Origin of the sequence: Luteitalea sp. (genome assembly GCF_022842525.1) — a bacterium.
GTDB lineage: Bacteria > Acidobacteriota > Vicinamibacteria > Vicinamibacterales > Vicinamibacteraceae > Luteitalea.
In genome coordinates this window covers 14,746-31,754 of the sequence record NZ_JALHPM010000030.1, presented here as the reverse complement: position 1 = coordinate 31,754, position 17,009 = coordinate 14,746, and the positions used below count along the sequence as shown (strand labels likewise).

Sequence of the window (17,009 nt, the reverse complement as noted above, 5' to 3'; positions counted from 1 at the left end):
ATGGCTTACGCGTCCCGTGTCCCACCATCCGCGTCGGCCTTGTGCAGGGCGCGGTGCACGGCCGACCGACTCACCCCGAGCGCCGCCGCGAGGGCCCGCACGCTGCAATGGCCGGCCGCCATCGCCTGCGCCTGCGCCTCCCACAACTGCGCCCGCCCCGCGCCCGCCAGTCGGGACTTCCGGCCGCGGCCGGGCGCATCGTGCGCGAGCGCCGGAGGACCGCCCTCGAGGAAGCGGCGCCGCCACAGCGTCACCGTCCGCGGGCTCACGCCGACGATCGCCGCGGTCTCGCGCACGCCGTGCCCCTCCAGGGCCAGCACCACGCGGCTGCGACGCACGATGCGCTGCGCCATCGTGCCGGAACGCACCCAGTGCTCGAGCAGCGCACGCTGGTCGGCAGCAAGGGTGAACAGCAAGACACCACGACGCATGACGTATCTACTTTCGGGACAGCCAGACAGGCCGCTGATCGGTGTCCACTGCGAGTCGCCGCCCCTGATGCCTTTTGTCTGAGCAGGGCGGCACAGGCTGACTTCCGGGTCGGCCTGACTGACGATGCGCTGCAGGGACCACTCACTACAACGGCATCGATACACGAACCGTACAAGTCGTGACGAGGTGGGGCGTCCTGGTCACACGCCAGCGGTGCGCAGCCTTCACAGTGTGGCGAAAAGGTCGCACGAAGACGGGTAGGATGTCGCCACATGGTGATCACACGCCTCGTCGTCTGTGCCGTCCTTGCGGCCGTCGTCAGTCTCACGTCGCGCCTGGATGCGCAAGCCCCGCCGTCGCCGTACTTCCCACCCGCTGGTGCGTGGGAGCCCCAATCGCCGGCCGCACTCGGCATGGACCCCATGGCGCTGGCCGAGGCCATCCGCTTCGCACAGGGACGCGACTCCACACGCGCGATGGACTTCTCTGATCAGGAGCGCATCTTCGGCACGTTGCTCGGCTCGGTGCCGACGCGTCGAGCCGCGACCAACGGGCTGGTCATCTACAAGGGCTACGTCGTGGCGACGTTCGGCGATCCCACGAGCGTGGACCCCACGTACTCGGTCGCCAAGAGCCTGCTCGCCACCGTCGCGGGCGTGGCCGTGCGTGAGGGACGACTCATGGTCGACGCGCCGGTGGGCCGGACGGTCAGGGACGGCGGCTACGACTCGCCACGCAATGCGCAGGTCACCTGGAAGATGCACCTGCAGCAGGAGAGCGAGTGGGAAGGCGAGCTCTGGGGCAAGTCCCACGACTTCATCGGCCGCGCCGCCTTCGGCGAAGGCGCGCGAGCGCCGCGGTCCCTGCAGCCGCCGGGGACGTTCTACGAGTACAACGACGTGCGGATCAATCGCTTCGCCCTGTCGCTGCTGCGCACGTTCGGGCGCCCCGTCCCCGACGTGTTCCGCACCGACGTCATGGATCCGATCGGCGCCTCGTCGTCCTGGAAGTGGGTCCCGTACGTGAACAGCTACGTGGACGTCGATGGGGTGCGCATGGCCTCGGTCAGTGGGGGAACGCGCTGGGGCGGCGGCATGTGGATCGACGCCTGGGACCTGGCACGCGTCGGCTACCTGTGGCTGCGTGAGGGACGATGGGGCGACCGGCAGATCGTCCCGAGCGCCTTCGTGAAGGAGGCGCTGACGCCGAGCGCGCACGGCCCCGACTACGGCTATCTGTGGTGGCTGAACACGAAGGGCTCGAACCTCCCCGGCCTGCCCCGCACTGCCTACTCGGCCCGCGGCGCCGGCGGCAACACGATCACGGTCTCGCCCGAGCACGACCTCGTCGTCGTGCTGCGGTGGCAGCAGGGCAACGAGGCCGAGGTCGTCCGGAGGGTGATCGCCGCCATCCGCTAGACCCACGGGCCGCGCGAACCCGTGCTACAACTGGGGCCGCACTTCGAGGAGAGACGAGATGCGTGTGGTGATCTGCTGCCTGCTTGCCAGTAGCGTGCTTGCTGCCACGCCGTGCCGCGCGCAGACGCCGGAGCAGCATGGCGCGGCGTATGCCCGCGCGATGGCCGCCGCCGAGCGCACCTTGCACGCGTGGCTGCGCGCGGCCGACCCGACCACCACGCTGATGCCGGACCGGGTGACCGGCGAGGCCCGCGTCGCGACGCCGCACAACTTCGCCGCCGACCTCTATCCGTATCTGATCCTCACGGCGAAGCTGACCGACCCGCCGCTCTACGACGGGAAGATGCTGGAGATGTTGCGCAACGAGGTCCGCTACACGACGGCGTCCGGATCGGTGCCGGGCAACTACGACCTCGCCACACGGACGCTGGGGCCTGCCAGCTTGTTCGGCGCTGGCGAGTACGCCAAGGACGGCCTCATCACGGTGACCGAGTTGCTCGGCCGCACTCCGTGGTTCTACCGCATGGCCGACATGATCGCCGACGCGATGGACCGTGCGCCGATCGCCACTCGCTGGGGCAGGCTCCCGGCGGCCGACGGCGAACTGAACGGCGACTTCCTCCAGGTGCTCGTGCGCCTGTCGACGATGACCGGCGATCCCCGCTATCTGACCTGGGCCCGCGGCATCGCCGATGCCTACGTCGAGGAGGTGCTGCCGGGCAACTTCGGCGTGCCCTCGACGAAGTGGGACTTCACCACGCATACCGGCGAGGCCCAGTTGCGACTGCGCGACCACGGCAACGAACTGGTGGTCGGCCTGACGCTGTTGTACGCCCTCGAGTCCGACCTGGCCTCCGATCGCGCCGCTCGCTACGGCGCGGCCGTCAGGACCATGCTCGACCGCATCCTCGCCTCGGCCAATGCCGACGGCATGCTGTACAACCAGGTGGACGCCCGCACGCTCGCCCCCAGCAACGACGGCCTGTCCGACAACTGGGGCTACGTCTACGGCGCGATGTACACCTTCTACCAGGTGACCGGCGAGGCGACGTATCGGGACGCGGTGCGCCGCGTGCTGGGACAGTTGCCGACGTATCGTCGCCACGTCTGGGAACCGCGCCCGCCGTCGGCCAACCTGCCGCTCGGCTCCTTCGACGGATATGCCGACGCCATCGAGAGCGCCATCTATCTGGTGAATCGCGAGCCGGTGCCCGAAGCCCTCGCGTGGATCGAGTCCGAGATCGCGGTGATGCTCGACATGCAGCGGGCCGACGGGCACCTCGAGGACTGGTACGGCGAGGGCAACTTCAATCGCACGCTCCTGCTCTACGCGCTGATGAAGAGCCAGGGGGTGATGCCGGCCGAGAAGGCCCCTGGCCTGCAGCTCGGTGCGGTGCGAGAAGGCGACGGTGTGCGCCTGCACGTGGGCGGCGTCGCGGCCGTGCGCCTGCAGTTCGATGTCGCGCGGCACCGCCGTGTGATCAATCTCGCGAAGAACTACGTGCGCCTGAACGAGTTCCCGGAGTGGTTCGTGGTCGAGCCCAACTGGCTGTACCGCGTCAGCGGGGGCACGGGCACACCGCGGCTGCGGCTCGGCTCGGAGTTGATGCAGGGCGAGCGCTTCGAGGCCGGCACGTGGACGATTGCGCCGGTCGGTCCGCCCCCCTACGGTCACCGCACCCTCGACCCGCAGTGATGCCGCGTCGTTCACCAGAAGGACTGAGGCCCTGATGTTCTGCCCACAGGATCGTCGCACGCCGGAGTGGACCGCATGACGAAGGCACTCGGCTGCCTGGCGCACCTGGTCCTCATCGTGGGGCTCACGATTGGCATCGACCAGGCCACCGGCGCGCACGTCGCGGCCGCGTTGCGGCCGTGGGTCGGCCTGGTCGCGGCCACCCTGCTGGTGCTCGGCGCCTCGAACGTCTTCCACCTGCTGCGCGGGTATGGACAGGGCGACAGCTCGCGCGGCGCCCTGCTGGCACGGGCGGCCACGGGTGAACCGCCCGCCGAGGGCGGTCCGATGCTGGTCACCGGCACCGTGCGTGCGGAGGGCGCCGCGCTGCGTGCCCCGCTCTCCGGCACCGAGTGCGTCGCCTACCAGTACCGCCTCTACAAACGCGCCCGCGTGGCGGTGGGTGACCGCCGGCGCACGACGGTCTACTGGGGAGGCTATGCCTGTCAGCCCTTCACCATCGACACCGACGCGCGCGCCGTCCGCGTCGTGGGGATGCCGGACTTCGTCGACGAGCCCAACCGCGACCGGTCGAGCGCGACCATCGAGCGCACGCGGACCTACCTCGCCGCCACGCCGTTCGACGAGGTCGCCGGCGCCGAGGTCGTCTCGCTCTTCGGCACGATGGTCGGCGATCGTGTCGGCAACGCGCAGGCAGGCCTGCGCCGCGACTGGCACCGGGCCAACACGTCGCCTGATGCCGCAACGCTCCGGTTCGAGGAACACGTGCTTCCCGTGGGCGCCACCGTGTCTGCGGCCGGACACTGGCTGCCCGACCGTCGCGTGCTCGGTCCCGACCCCGGCGGCCTCGGCGGGTCGCCGCTGACGATGGTGACCGGCGGGCCCGCGCCCCTGCTGCGCCGCAACACCGCCCTGCCGAGTTCGGCCATCGCCGTGGCGCTCTTCGGCCTCGTGCTGCTGGTGCTGGGCGCGGCGGTGGTGTGGGCCGCCAGTCAGGGCCATCTCGCGCACCTGCCCGCGCTCGAGTAGCGCGGCGTTCGCACCGGTCCCCCTCGTCGTTAGGTCGTCTGGAGGCACTCCATGCATCGACGACACTTCCTGCGGTCGGCTGCTGCCGCCGCGGGCCTCATGCCCCTGGCGGCGCGGCCCGCGCTGGCCACGCTGTACCAGACGGCCGCGAAGGCCGCCGGCGATCTGGAGGCCATCCGTGGCGACGGCCGCGCCGTCACGCTGCCCGCCTCGGCCATCAAGGACCTGGCGGCGAGCCTGCGCGGCCCGGTGCTGCTCGCGGACTCGGCCGGCTACGACAGCGCCCGACGCGTGCTCAATCCGGCCATCGACCGACGACCGGCACTCATCGTGCAGCCGACGGGTGCGGCCGACGTGAGCCGCGCGGTGCACTTCGCCGCCGCGCACGGCCTGCTGGTCGCGGTCAAGTGCGGCGGCCACAGCTTCTCGGGCATGTCCACCTGCGACAAGGGGATGCAGATCGACCTGTCCGGCATGCGCAGCGTGCGCGTCGATGCCAGGGCCAGGCGGGCCTACGTCGAAGGGGGCACGCTGCTTGGGCTCGTCGACCACGAAGCCGCGGCGCACGGCATGGTGACGCCACTCGGCACCGTGTCGCACACGGGCGTCGGCGGACTGACGACCGGCGGCGGCTTCGGCCGACTGGCACGGACCTACGGCCTCGCCGTCGACAACGTCGTCGGCGTCGATGTCGTGACGGCCGATGGCCGCGTGCGTCACGCTGACGCGCAGGAACACGCCGACCTGTACTGGGGGGTGCGGGGTGGCGGCGGCAACTTCGGCGTGGTGACCAGCTTCGAGTTCCAGTTGCACCCCTTCGCCGGCACGGTCACGGCCGGCGAAGTCGTCTTCCCGATCGCCCGGGCGCGTGAGGTCCTCCGCTTCTACGCGGAGTGGTCGCAGCGGGCGCCAGACGCCCTGTACGTCGATTTCGTGATGGCGCAGCCGCCGGGGGGCAAGGACGGCGTCGCACTGCTGCACGTGTGCTACTGCGGCGACCACGCCGACCGGGACCTCGCCCCGCTGCGCACGCTGGGCACGCCCACGGCCAACACCATCAAGGCACAGCGCTACGTCGACTTCCAGCGCTCGGGCGACTACTCCGACGTCCGGACGATGGGCGAGTACATGAAGAGCGGCTTCACGACCGGCATCGACGAGCGCCTGATTGCCGGCATCGTGGACGGTTTCGAGGGCCATGCGGCCAGATCCACCGCCGTCTTAACGCAGCACGCCGGCGGCGCGATTGGCCGCCAGCCGGTCGGCTCCTGCGCCTTCCCGCACCGGCACGCGCAGCATGCGCTGATGGCCGCCGTGTCCTGGAAGGTTGGCGACGATGGCGCCCCGCACATGGGGTGGGCGCGCAAGTACTGGGCGACCATCGAGCCCCTCACGAGCGGCTTCTACATCAACGAGGTCAACGACGAGTCGCGAGCCGTGCTCAACGCGAACTACCGCGAGAACTTCCCGCGCATGGTCGCCGTGAAGTCGCAGTACGACCCGAACAACCTGTTCCGGCTCAACGCCAACGTCCAGCCCGCCTGACGCGCACCACGGGTCACCTGGGAGGGAGGCTTCGCCGAGGCGTCCGCGCATGCGGCCCGCTCGGCGAGCGGGCCCTCCCATGCGGGCCCTCCCATGCGGGCCCTCCCATGCGGGCCCTCCCATGCGGGCCCTCCCATGCGGGCCTACTTTTCGAAGACGACGACGCCGCCGACGATGGTCATGTCGGCCGTGATCGTGCGAAGCCGCGCCTCGGGCACGGTCAGCAGGTCGTCGGAGAGGATGACGAGATCGCCAAGCTTGCCGACCTCGATCGAACCGCGGTCGGCCTCGTCGAAACTCAGCGCAGCCGCGTCGATGGTCATCATGCGCAGGGCCTCGTCGCGCGTCACGCGCTCCCCTGCCCCGACGACCTGCCCCGACTCCGTGCGGCGACTCACCGCCGTCGCCATCGTCAGGAACGGATTGAACGGATTCATCGCGGTGTCGCGATCGGCCCCGAACATGTGATCGGTGTTGATGGCGACGCGTGCCCCGGCGTCGCGCCACGTCCGCACGCCGATGAAGCGCGCCAGGCGCTGGGGCCCGAGCGCGGCCCTCAGGGCGTCGCCATCCTTGAACAGCCACGCCGGCTGGGTGTCCACGAGCACGCCGAGGGTCGCGACGCGGTGCGCCACCTCGGGTGTCGGAAAGTAGGCGTGAATGAGCGTGTGCCTCGGGTCGGCGCGCGGGTGCGCGCGCTGGGCGGCCTCGAAGGCGTCGAGGACCACATCGACCCCGGCATCACCAGTGACGTGCGCCGTCATCTGCCAGCCGCGCGCGTGGCCAGCCTTGATCCCCGCATGGATGACGTCGGGCGTGGTCGAGAGGAACCCGCGGTACCGCGCGTCCTGGACGCCGTAGAGCGCACGAGACGACTGCCCGTACGGCTCCCGCATGAACGAGGTGCCCAGCAGGATGCCGCCGTCGACCGTGAGCTTCAGCGGCCCCACCTTCAATCGGTCGTCACCCTGGCCCGGCTGCAGCGGCAGCGACGCGATGACGCGGTCCGCGTCGGCGGGCTGCAGACCGGCGGGCAGCATCAGGGTGACGGTCGCGCGGACGTGCAGACGCCCGGTCGTCTTCAACGCCTCGTACGCGCGATAGCCCTCCACGGTGCCGCCGCGCTCGACCACGCTGGTGATGCCCGACTGCAGGTACACGCGGTGCAGCGCCTCGATCTGATCCAGCGGGAGGGCGTCCGTGGCCGGGGGCAGGTACCGCGCCAGGACGCTGCGCGCGTTGCGCACGAGCCCGGTCGGTTCGCCGCCGGGATCGCGCACGACCTGCGCACCCGCGGGATCGGCTGATGTCGCCGTGATACCGGCCGTGCGCAGGGCGGCCGTGTTCAGCACGAAGGCATAGGCGCCATCGGCCACCACCGGTCGGTCTGGCACGGCGGCGTCGAGTTCCGCGCGGGTCGGAAAGCGCCCTTCCGCGAGGCGCGTCGGATAGACGCGTGGGCTCCAGATCCAGCCCGTCCCCGGCGCCCGCCGTGCCTCGTCGCGCAGCCACGCCTGCAGGTCACCGACCGACGACAGCGTGCGGAACGGACGCACGGCCTCGACCGGGGCCGCGCCCAGCGCGTGGACGTGGCTGTCGATCAGCCCCGGGATGACGGTGCGGCCGCGGGCGTCGATGACCCGCGTCGCCGGGCCGGTCCGCGCACGGACCGACGCGGCGTCACCAACCGCGATGATGCGCCCCCCACGAATGGCGACGGCCTCGGCGACCGACGCGCGCGCATCGACGGTGACGACCTTCCCGTTCAGCACGATCAGGTCGGCGGGTTCCGCCGCGGCAACCTGCTGCCCGGCACGCACCGCCGCGCCGCCGATCACGATCGTCCCGGCGGCCAGCCACGCCAGGACGACCGACGTCACGCCCCGAGCCACTCGTCCAGATGGGCCGCGACGAAGGCGTCGTCGGCGAGATGGGGATACGTGCGGTACACGCGATCGATCTCGTCGGCCTGGCCCGGGCTCAGGACTTCGTGCGCATCGAGGCACCGCGTGGTCTCGAGCAGGCCCTGCCGGCGCAGCACCTCGTGAAGGCCGGCGATGCAGCCGGCAAAGCCGTTGGCGGCATCGAAGAAGGCCGCGTTGGCATCGGTGACCTCGACGCCGGCGGTCAGCAGGCTCGCCGGCACCGACGCGGCCCGGGACGCCGCCTGACACTGCGCCAGCAGGTCCACGGCGCCTGAGGTCCACACGGCCCAGTGCCCGAGCAGTCCTCCGGCAATCCGCCGCACGCGACCCGTGCCATCGGGGAATGCCGTCACGAGGTCGGCCACGATGTTGTCGTCGTTGCCGGTGTAGAGCGTGATGTCGTCGCGGCCGGCGTCCATCACCGCCCGCACCACGTCGAGCGTCTGGTAGCGATTGAAGGGCGCGATCTTGATGGCGATGATGCCGGGGATCTCGGCGAAGCGACGCCAGAAGGTGTACGACAGGCGGCGCCCGCCGACCGAGGGCTGCAGGTAGAAGCCGATCACCGGGATGCGGGCGGCCACCGCCTCGCAATGCGCCACGAGCACGTCGTCGGTCGCGTCGGCCAGGGCGGCGAGGCTGAGGAGCCCCGCGTGGTAGCCGAGCGACACGAGCAGGTCGGCTTCGGCGCAGGCCTGCGCGGTGTCGCCACACACGCCGCCGATGCGGACCAGCGGCGTCGCGCGCGCCGCATCGGCCCGATCGAGTTCCTCCCGTGCCAGGGTCAGCACGGGCGCGAAGAGTCCCACCTCCGGCCGCCGGATGGCGAACTGCGTCGTGTGCACGCCGACGGCCAGGCCACCGGCACCGGCCGCGACGTAGTACCGCGTCAGGGCGCGCTGCCGACGTTCGTCGAAGCGTCCATCCGGCGTCAGGGCCAGGGGGTGAGCCGGAATCACGAGCCCACGGTCGAGGGCAGTGCGTACCGCAGCGTTCACGTCAGAATCTCCCGTCTCGCGATTCGAAGTGGGTCGGCTTGCCGAGGCTGGCGCCGCCGCGCGAGACCCAGTCGGCCGTCCAGTCGATCAACTGCGCGAGGCCCACCTGCGGCTGCCCGAGGTCGGACCAGCCACGCGCCCCGTTGCTGAGCAACGCGTCGCCGGCCTCGGTGCCGGTAAAGGTCACCGGGCGCCCGAGACGTGCCCCGAGTGCCACGCACACCTCCCGGACCGACAGTTCGTCGGGCCCGGCGATGTTGACGACGTAGGGGGGCGAGGCCGCGTGCGCCAGGGCGACGAGCGACATCGCATTGGCGTCGCCCTGCCAGATGACGTTGGCGTGCCCCATCGAGAGATCGATGGGCGTGCCCGCCGCGATCTTGCGCGCGAGGTCGACCAGCAGGCCGTACCGCATCTCGGTGGCGTAGTTCAGGCGCAGCAGGCTGACGCGCGTCCCCGCGCTGCGGCTGACGTACTCGAACATGCGTTCGCGGCCAAGGCAGCTCATCGCATACTCGCCGACCGGCGCCACGGCATCCGTCTCCGTGGACCCACCGCGACCGACCGGCGAGAGACCATAGACGTTGCCGGTGGAGAACGCGGCGATCCGGCTGCCGGCGTAGCGGCGGCACACGACGGCGGGCAACCAGGTGTTCATCGCCCAGGTGAGCGACTCGAGGCCCGTGGATCCGAACTTGCGGCCGGCCATGTAGACCACGAGCGGCGCGTCCGGCAACTGCGCCACGGCGGCCTCGTCGAGCAGATCGCAGCGGATCGTCTCCACGCCGTGCGCCCGCAGGGCCTCCTCGTGAGCCGGCTCCGAGAAACGCGACACGCCGATGACACGGCGCGTCACGCCCGCAGCATCGGACGCACGCCTGGCCATGCGCGCAAGGGTCGGGCCCATCTTGCCGGCGACACCGAGGACGACGAGATCGCCGTCGAGGTGCCGCATCGTCTCGATGGCTTCGGAGCTGGGTGTGCTGAGCAGGTCGTCGAGCTGGGCGTCGTCGGCAATGGAGGAGGGCCACGGAGGCGTCTGCGCGGGCATGTGCGCGCATTCTATGCGAGGCCCGCGTGGCGCGGTGGCTGGCTGCGCGGGTGGCTTCGGCAGTAGCCTGTCGGCGTGGGCATCCCCCTGCCGATCTCGCTCCGCGCGATGACACGAGACGACGTGCAGGCCGGCCTGCGGCTGTGCCGTCTCAGCCACTGGAATCAGGTGGCACGCGACTGGGACCAGTTCCTCCGCCTCGCACCCGGGGGAGCGACGGTCGCCGTGGATCCGACCGGTGACGTCGTGGGCACGGTGGCCACGCTGCGCTACGCCGGTCAGTCGACGACCGACGCCCTGGCGTGGGTCGCGATGGTCCTCGTGGATCCCGCCTGCCGTGGCGGCGGCATCGGGACGGCGCTGCTCGAAGCCGGACTCGCCTCCGTGCGTGACGTCGCGACCGTCGGCCTCGATGCGACCCCGCTCGGGCAACCGCTGTACCAGAAGCTCGGGTTCACCGCCGATATCGCGCTCACGCGCATGCGACGCCCTCCGGCGGCACCGTGCGGGCTCGGGCAGGGGGCGTCGGTACGGACGGCGCAGGCGAGCGACCTCGACGCCATCGCGACGCTCGATGCCCACGCGACGGGCCTCGACCGCCGAGCCATGCTGGCGTGGCTGCTCGAAGGCGCCCCGGAGTACGCCTGGGTCTCGGAGGGCCCCCGAGGCATCGACGGCGTCGTACTCGGTCGGCCTGGCCACACGGCGAGTCATCTCGGCCCCCTGCACGCCGTGTCGACGCCCGCGGCGCTCGCGCTGGTCGAGGCCTGCGTGGTCCGCCATCCCACGCACACGTTCCTGCTCGACGTGGCCGAGGCCCGGCCCGACTGGCGGCAGGGCGTCGAGGCGCTGGGGTTCGTCGCCGAGCGTCCGTTCACCCGGATGTATCGCGGTCCGTGGCGTCCGTCCGGCGACGCCACGTGCCTGTGCGCCAGCATCGGCCCGGAGTTCGGCTGAGTCGTCGGGAACCGGCCCTACCCCTGGACACAGCTCGGCCGACTATCATGCGATTACCGTGACCGACGCCTCGCAAAGTCTGTCTGCCATCGCCCGCCCGGATACCGCCGTCTCGAACGACGCGGTGGCCGACGTCCTCGCTCGGACCTGCCCGGCCGACACCTGTCGCGGGCAGCGCATCCTGGCCATCGTGCCCGACGGCACACGCACGGCGCCGGTGGGGCTCGTCTTCCGCCTGCTGCACGACCACCTGGCCGGTGCCGTGGCCTCGCTGGACGTGATGATTGCCCTCGGCACTCACCAGCCGATGTCGGAGGAGGCCATCTGCCGGCGCCTCGACATGACGCTGGCGGAGCGGCAGAGCACCTACCGGGACGTGGCGTTCTACAACCACGAATGGGACAACCCGGCGGCCCTGCGCCGCGTGGGAGTGCTGTCTGCCGACCGCATCCATGACCTGACGGACGGGGCCTTCTCGATCGACGTCCCGGTGGAGATCAACCGCCGTGTGCTCGACTACGACCGCATCGTCATCATCGGCCCGGTCTTCCCGCACGAGGTGGTCGGCTTCTCCGGCGGCAACAAGTACCTGTTCCCCGGCGTCAGTGGCCCGGACATCCTCAACTTCTTCCACTGGCTGGGCGCGGTCGTCACCAACCCGATGATCATCGGCAGCAAGTGGACGCCGGTCCGCAAGGTGGTCGATGCGGCGGGCGCGCTGGTGACTGTCCCCAAGACGTGCTTCTGCCTCGTGGTCCGCCCCGACGGCTCACTGGCCGGCATCGTCGGCGGCACACCGGAAGCCGCGTGGACCGAGGCGAGCGAACTCTCGCGCCAGACGCACATCGTCTACAAGGACCGGCCGTACCACACCGTCCTGTCGTGCGTACCGCCGATGTACGACGACCTGTGGACCGGCGGCAAGGGCATGTACAAGCTCGAGCCCGTCGTGGCCGACGGCGGCGAACTGATCATCTACGCGCCGCACATCTCCGAGGTCTCGGTGACGCACGGCACCCTGTTGCTGGAGGTGGGCTACCACTGCCGCGACTACTTCCGTGGCCAGTGGGACCGCTTCGGTCACCTGCCGTGGGGGGTGCTCGCGCACTCGACACACGTGCGTGGCGTCGGCACCTACGAGGGCGGCGTCGAGCGGTGCCGCATCCAGGTGACCGTGGCCAGCCAGATCCCGGAACACATCTGCCACCAGATCAACCTCGGGTATCGCGACCCGGCGACCATCGACGTCGAGGCGTTCGCCAATCGTGAGGACGAGGGGGTGCTGCTGGTGCGCAAGGCCGGCGAGATGCTCTACCGCCTCGCCAACCCGCCCGCCTGGGCGGTGGGGTCGTAGGTGGACACAGGAATGCCGGAATGCTGGAATGTCGGAGGCCGACCCGGCGGCTACTTGACGCCGATCAGTCGCTCGGCGTTCTTCCAGTAGAACTTCTCCAGCACGTCGCGTGGGAGCCCCAGGGCGTCCACGCGCACGCGGTTGTACTCCAGGGGCGCGGTGCCGGCGTAGTACGCCCAGTCGAGGCGGTACTGGGCCTCGAGCCGTGCCGCGAAGGCCTCGCGCTGCGCGTCGGTGGGCACGGTGGCCGGCGTGCGGAACGGCCGCCACGCCGAGTCGGTGCCATACATGATGCGGTCCTGATACTTCAGGAAGAACGCCCGCACCTTCGCCGAGGACTGCCGGGTGAGGTTGCGGGTGCGGGCCGACACCTCGACGTGAAAGTTCGGGTAGCGGTCCAGCCGTCGTGCGACCTTGTCGACATCATGTTCCATGCTGCCGAGGTGAGCCCCGATGACGATCAGGGTCGGGTGCTTCACCAGGATGTGATCCCGCGCATCCATCAGCTGCTGATGGCTCGGGAACCCGCCCTTGCCGTACAGATGCCACTCAGGATTCTGCGAGTAGTAGCCGTAGTGCAGCCCATCGGGATTCAGTGGCAGCCACGCCTCCAGCGGCTCCGCGAGGTGGGCGAGCAGCGGCTTCTTCCTGGCCGCCAGATGCGCATAGATCGGATCGAGGCTGGCATCGTCGGGAAGCAGGAACGTGCCGTCGGGCCGCGTCAGCTCGAGGCCGACCTCCTTCCAGATCTTCACCATCACGGCGCCCTTCGCGAAGGTCTCGTCGAGCGCGGCCGCCATCCGCGCGCCGTAGTTCGGCTGCAGACGGGTGGTGAGATCGAAGGTCGAGGCGAACGAGAACTGATCCGGGTGCGCCGTGATCAGCCCCACGTTGACGCGGTGCATGAACTCGAGGAAGCCGTCCGTGCCGGGATTGCTGATGTTGACGATGCGGGTGTTGGTGCGGCGCAGCATCGCCACGACGGCGGGGATGTCCTCGTAGACGTGCGAGTGCACATCGATCTTGCGCATCGCCTCGAAGCCGGGCACGTCGGGCGGCGGCGCCGGCGCCTGGGCAGACGGTGACGCGAGTGCCAGCGTCAGGGACACGGTGGCGAAGAGGGCAAGACGACGCGTGGACATAGGCGGTGCGAGACGGGTCCCGAGTCTCAGAGACGGATCTGAGACTCGAGACCTGAAGGACTGGGCCGTGGGCCTTGGGCCCTGGGCCTTGAGTGGTGAGCCCTGAGCCCAGAGCCCTGAGCCTTCTAGAACTGGAACCGCAGCCCGAGCTGCACCGTGCGTGGGTTGCGCGCCAGGGCGCGAATGCGCATGAAGTTCGGGTCGGTCAGGCCGGTAATCGGGTTCCCCCACTGCGCGTGGTTGAACACGTTGGACGACTCGGCGCGCAGTTCGACGCGATAGCGGCCGATCGGGAAGGCACGGAACAGCGAGAAATCGAGGTTCCAGTTCGACGGGCCGCGGAAGGCGTTGCGGCCGCTGTTGCCCCAGGCGTTGCCAGGCTGGCTGAAGGCTGACGGGTCGTACCACCGATCGTCGGGGCCGGCTTCCCCGAAGCCGCCGGAGATCTCCCCACTGACGTTCGCCGTCTGGAGACCACCCTGCTGCTGCAGCAGACCGTTGTCGCCGCCGACCGAGAATGGCGTACCCGAGAGCCATGAGCCGATGCCGTTGATCTGCCAGTTCTTGATCAGCATCGGGAGCACGCCGGAGGCCTCGCGGGCGAACGGCAGTTCGTAGACGAAGCCGAGCTGCACCATGTGCGGGCGGTCGTAGCCGGCATAGGCGTAGTTGCGGTCGAACTGCGACGGCTGGCTCCAGGAGACGACGGCACGGCCGTCATCGTCCACCTGATTGAGCGCCTTGCTGAAGGTGTAGGCGCCCTTGAGCAGCAGCCCGTTCTTGAACGGGCGGTTCAGCGCCATCTGCAGCGAGTGGTAGTTGGCAATCGCAAACGAGCCCCAGTCGAGGATGTTGGCGTTGCCGGCCTGGGCGAAGAAGCGGCGAGCGCCGTTGCCGCCGGACTCGGCGTAGTTCTGGTTGATGTCGGCATACCCGCCCCGCGTGGCCGTGCCGACGTAGCCGGCGCTGACGGCCAGATCGAGCGGGAGCCGCCGTTCGACGAAGACGTTCCACGAGTCGATGGTGCCGCGGTCGATGTCGTTCGGGTTGGGCGAACGCATCGCCACGCCGCGCGGCAGCAGGACGTTGCCGCTCGCGATGTCCGGGTTGGGCGCGCCGGGAATGCCGGCGGCGAGACTGCCGCTCGGGACGAACCCGTTGAGGCCGGCGCCGCTGTAGGCGATGACGAGCGGGTACGGGTCGCGAATCGGCCGCGACCAGGGCATCGGGTTGAAGGTCCGGCCAAAGCCGCCCCGGACGACCGTGTCGTCGTTGATGCGGTAGGCCACACCGAGGCGCGGGGCGAACAGCGTGTTGCTCGTCTTGAGGTTCAGGCTCTCGGGATTGCCGCCCAACCCGCCGAGGGCGACGTTGAACGTGTTGAAGTCGAGCAGTTCGATGCCGCGGTCGGCACGATGGAACAGCGGGTAGTTCTCGTAGCGCAGCCCGAGATTGACCGTCAGCTTCTCGTTGACCTGCCACCGATCCGAGATGTAGAGCCCGAACTGGTTCTCGCGGCCGGTCATCTCCTCGAACTGCACGCTCTTGCTGTAGCTGCCGATCTGGCCGAGCAGGAAGGTGGCGTAGGAGTTCCAGCCGCCGACGCTGGCGTAGCCGGGCGTGCCCGTGATGCCGCCGGCGAACGTCAGGGCGCCGCGCGGATTGCCGATCTCGGGCTGCCAGTGCGTCAGCTCGAGACGCACGAAGTCGAAGCCGGTCCGGATCTCGTGCCGTCCCGCGACCTTGGTCAGGTTGATCGACGCGGTGTAGCTGCGCTCGTCACGGACGACCGGCGTCCACGTCGCGTTGTTGCCCAGGATGCCGAGCCCGGTCTCGAACACCGGCATGCCGCTGTGCCGCTCGGGCACGGTGGCACTGTTGCCGGTCAGCCCCTGCTGGTTCAGTCCGGGGATGCCGAAGACGTCGGTGCCGTAGTTGACGCCGAAATCGGGGCCCTGCGACTGGTGCTTCATGATGTTGAAGCCGGCATTGCCGTCGACGATGAGCGTGGGGCTCAGCGTCCAGGTGTTGCCGATCGTGCCGAGGTACACCTTCGTGTCGCCACCGCCGGCCTCCTCGAACGGCAGGTAGAACAGGTCCTGCACCGAGGCGTCCATCATCGAGTACTTGGCCCAGATCTGGTGCGCCGACGTGCGGTTCCAGTTCACCTTCAGGTCGTAGTTGTCACGGGTCGCCTCCGGCGAGCGGGCGGCGAAGTAGTTGTTCTGCAAGCCGTTGTTGGTGCCCGCGTTGTTGGGCGCCGGGTAGAGGGCCTGGATCTGCCTGGCGATCCCGTTGATCCGGTCGGCCGGGATGACGGCACCGGGGAACGCCGTGCGGCCGGCGCCCGTCGCCAGGTTGCCGGTCGTCGGGTCGTAGATGCGGAAGTTCGGGTTGAACGCCAGCACCTCGCTGAAGTCCCCGTTGCGCATCTTCTCGGTCGGCACCGTGAACTGATCGAAGCGGCTCTGGTTCTGGAGGTTGCGCTCCCAGCCACCGAAGTAGAACAGGCGGTTCTTCACGATCGGGCCGCCCACGGTGCCACCCATGACGCTGGTGCTGGCGTCGAGCTTGACCGGGTCGAAGTAGCCCTGTCGTGCGTTGAACTCGTCCTGGTTGCGGAAGTAGAACGCCGACCCGCGCAGGTTGTTGGTGCCCGACTTGGTCGCCACCGACATCGCCGCACCGCCGGTCATCCCCGACGCGGCATCGAAGCTGTTGGTCGAGATGTTGACGTTCTCGATGGTCTCGACCGGCGCGATGTAGCCGGCGTGATGGGGCAGCCACACGTTGATGCTGGCGGCGCCGTCGATGCGCGTGGTGTTGGTGTTGCGGGCGGTGCCGTTGACGTTGGTCGTCAGCGCCCGGCCCGGGGTGTCGGTCTGCGCGTTCTGCAGCGCCGGCGGCGTCGCCCCCGGCACCAGGTTCATCAGCGCCTGATAGTTGCGGTACTGATTGAGCGGCAGGTTGACGACGTCCTCGGGCCGCAGGTCGACGCTGACATCGGCCTTGTCGGTCTTGAGCAGCGCCGCCTCGGTGGTGACGGTGACCGACTCGGTCAGGGCGCCCACCTCGAGCTTGGCCGCGACGCGCACGATGGCCCCCGGCGTGACCGGAATGCCCGTCTGCACGTACTCCTTGAAGCCCTGGAGCGACGCACGCAGCGTGTACGGACCGGCCGTGACGTTGCGAATCGTGTAGTCGCCGTTCTCGTCGCTGACGGCCTCGAGCTTGAGACCGGTGGCTTCGTTGACGAGCGCCACCGAGGCCCCGGGCACGCTCGCACCGGAATCGTCAGCCACTTGCCCGGTGACCGTGCCGTAGATGGCTTGCGCGGCCACCTCGGACGGGAGGAAGCAGAGCAGGGTCCACAGCAGGAGACCCGCGACGGGCCTCGGCCATCGAGCAACAGAAAACATGTGCGCCTCCAGCGACATGGCGTTCGGAAGGGGTACCGTCGCG

General features: G+C 69.8%; 12 protein-coding genes. 6 read left to right on the top strand and 6 right to left on the bottom strand.

Annotated features, from left to right (window positions below):
- Window positions 1–5: 5 nt before the first annotated feature.
- The gene (locus Q0C41_RS08570; RefSeq protein ID WP_291982834.1) at window positions 6–431 is read right to left on the bottom strand and encodes a helix-turn-helix domain-containing protein; all 426 of its coding nucleotides are present in this window, start codon (window positions 429–431) and stop codon (window positions 6–8) included.
- Window positions 432–704: 273 nt separating this feature from the next.
- Here Q0C41_RS08570 and Q0C41_RS08565 point away from each other — a divergent pair, with 273 nt between their 5' ends.
- From Q0C41_RS08565 to Q0C41_RS08550, 4 genes are all read left to right on the top strand, one after another.
- A complete protein-coding gene (locus tag Q0C41_RS08565) occupies window positions 705–1,850 on the top strand; it encodes a serine hydrolase (protein ID WP_291982832.1) in 1,146 nt (381 codons plus the stop codon).
- Between the two features lie 58 nt (window positions 1,851–1,908).
- A complete protein-coding gene (locus tag Q0C41_RS08560; protein ID WP_291982830.1) occupies window positions 1,909–3,546 on the top strand; it encodes a hypothetical protein in 1,638 nt (545 codons plus the stop codon).
- Window positions 3,547–3,621: 75 nt separating this feature from the next.
- Complete coding sequence (locus tag Q0C41_RS08555) at window positions 3,622–4,575, top strand: hypothetical protein (protein ID WP_291982828.1); 954 nt, start codon at window positions 3,622–3,624, stop codon at window positions 4,573–4,575.
- A gap of 51 nt (window positions 4,576–4,626) precedes the next feature.
- Entirely contained in the window at window positions 4,627–6,120 is a 1,494-nt protein-coding gene (locus Q0C41_RS08550) for an FAD-binding protein (RefSeq protein ID WP_291982826.1), read from the top strand.
- A gap of 143 nt (window positions 6,121–6,263) precedes the next feature.
- On the opposite strand, the gene Q0C41_RS08545 is transcribed toward Q0C41_RS08550, so the two are convergent.
- The 3 genes from Q0C41_RS08545 to Q0C41_RS08535 are packed head-to-tail and all read right to left on the bottom strand — an operon-like array spanning window position 6,264 to window position 10,094.
- Window positions 6,264–8,000, bottom strand: coding sequence for an amidohydrolase (locus Q0C41_RS08545; protein ID WP_291982824.1), 1,737 nt, complete (start codon window positions 7,998–8,000; stop codon window positions 6,264–6,266).
- Window positions 7,997–9,043 carry a hypothetical protein gene (locus Q0C41_RS08540; protein WP_291982822.1) on the bottom strand — a complete coding sequence of 349 codons (1,047 nt, stop codon included), beginning with the start codon at window positions 9,041–9,043 and terminating at the stop codon, window positions 7,997–7,999. The genes Q0C41_RS08545 and Q0C41_RS08540 overlap by 4 nt, the downstream gene beginning before the upstream one ends.
- 1 nt (window position 9,044) lies before the next feature.
- Window positions 9,045–10,094: an NAD(P)-dependent oxidoreductase gene (locus Q0C41_RS08535; RefSeq protein ID WP_291982820.1), complete on the bottom strand. Its 1,050-nt coding sequence runs from the start codon at window positions 10,092–10,094 to the stop codon at window positions 9,045–9,047.
- A gap of 75 nt (window positions 10,095–10,169) precedes the next feature.
- Here Q0C41_RS08535 and Q0C41_RS08530 point away from each other — a divergent pair, with 75 nt between their 5' ends.
- Together Q0C41_RS08530 and Q0C41_RS08525 are read left to right on the top strand one after the other, a co-directional pair.
- Window positions 10,170–11,051: a GNAT family N-acetyltransferase gene (locus tag Q0C41_RS08530; protein WP_291982818.1), complete on the top strand. Its 882-nt coding sequence runs from the start codon at window positions 10,170–10,172 to the stop codon at window positions 11,049–11,051.
- Window positions 11,052–11,109: 58 nt separating this feature from the next.
- Entirely contained in the window at window positions 11,110–12,405 is a 1,296-nt protein-coding gene (locus tag Q0C41_RS08525) for a lactate racemase domain-containing protein (protein WP_291982816.1), read from the top strand.
- Between the two features lie 50 nt (window positions 12,406–12,455).
- Here Q0C41_RS08525 and Q0C41_RS08520 read toward each other — a convergent pair whose 3' ends face one another.
- Both Q0C41_RS08520 and Q0C41_RS08515 read right to left on the bottom strand, forming a co-directional pair.
- Window positions 12,456–13,547, bottom strand: coding sequence for an amidohydrolase family protein (locus Q0C41_RS08520; RefSeq protein WP_291982814.1), 1,092 nt, complete (start codon window positions 13,545–13,547; stop codon window positions 12,456–12,458).
- Between the two features lie 125 nt (window positions 13,548–13,672).
- Window positions 13,673–16,966 carry a TonB-dependent receptor gene (locus Q0C41_RS08515; RefSeq protein ID WP_291982812.1) on the bottom strand — a complete coding sequence of 1,098 codons (3,294 nt, stop codon included), beginning with the start codon at window positions 16,964–16,966 and terminating at the stop codon, window positions 13,673–13,675.
- Between the last annotated feature and the right edge of the window lie 43 nt (window positions 16,967–17,009).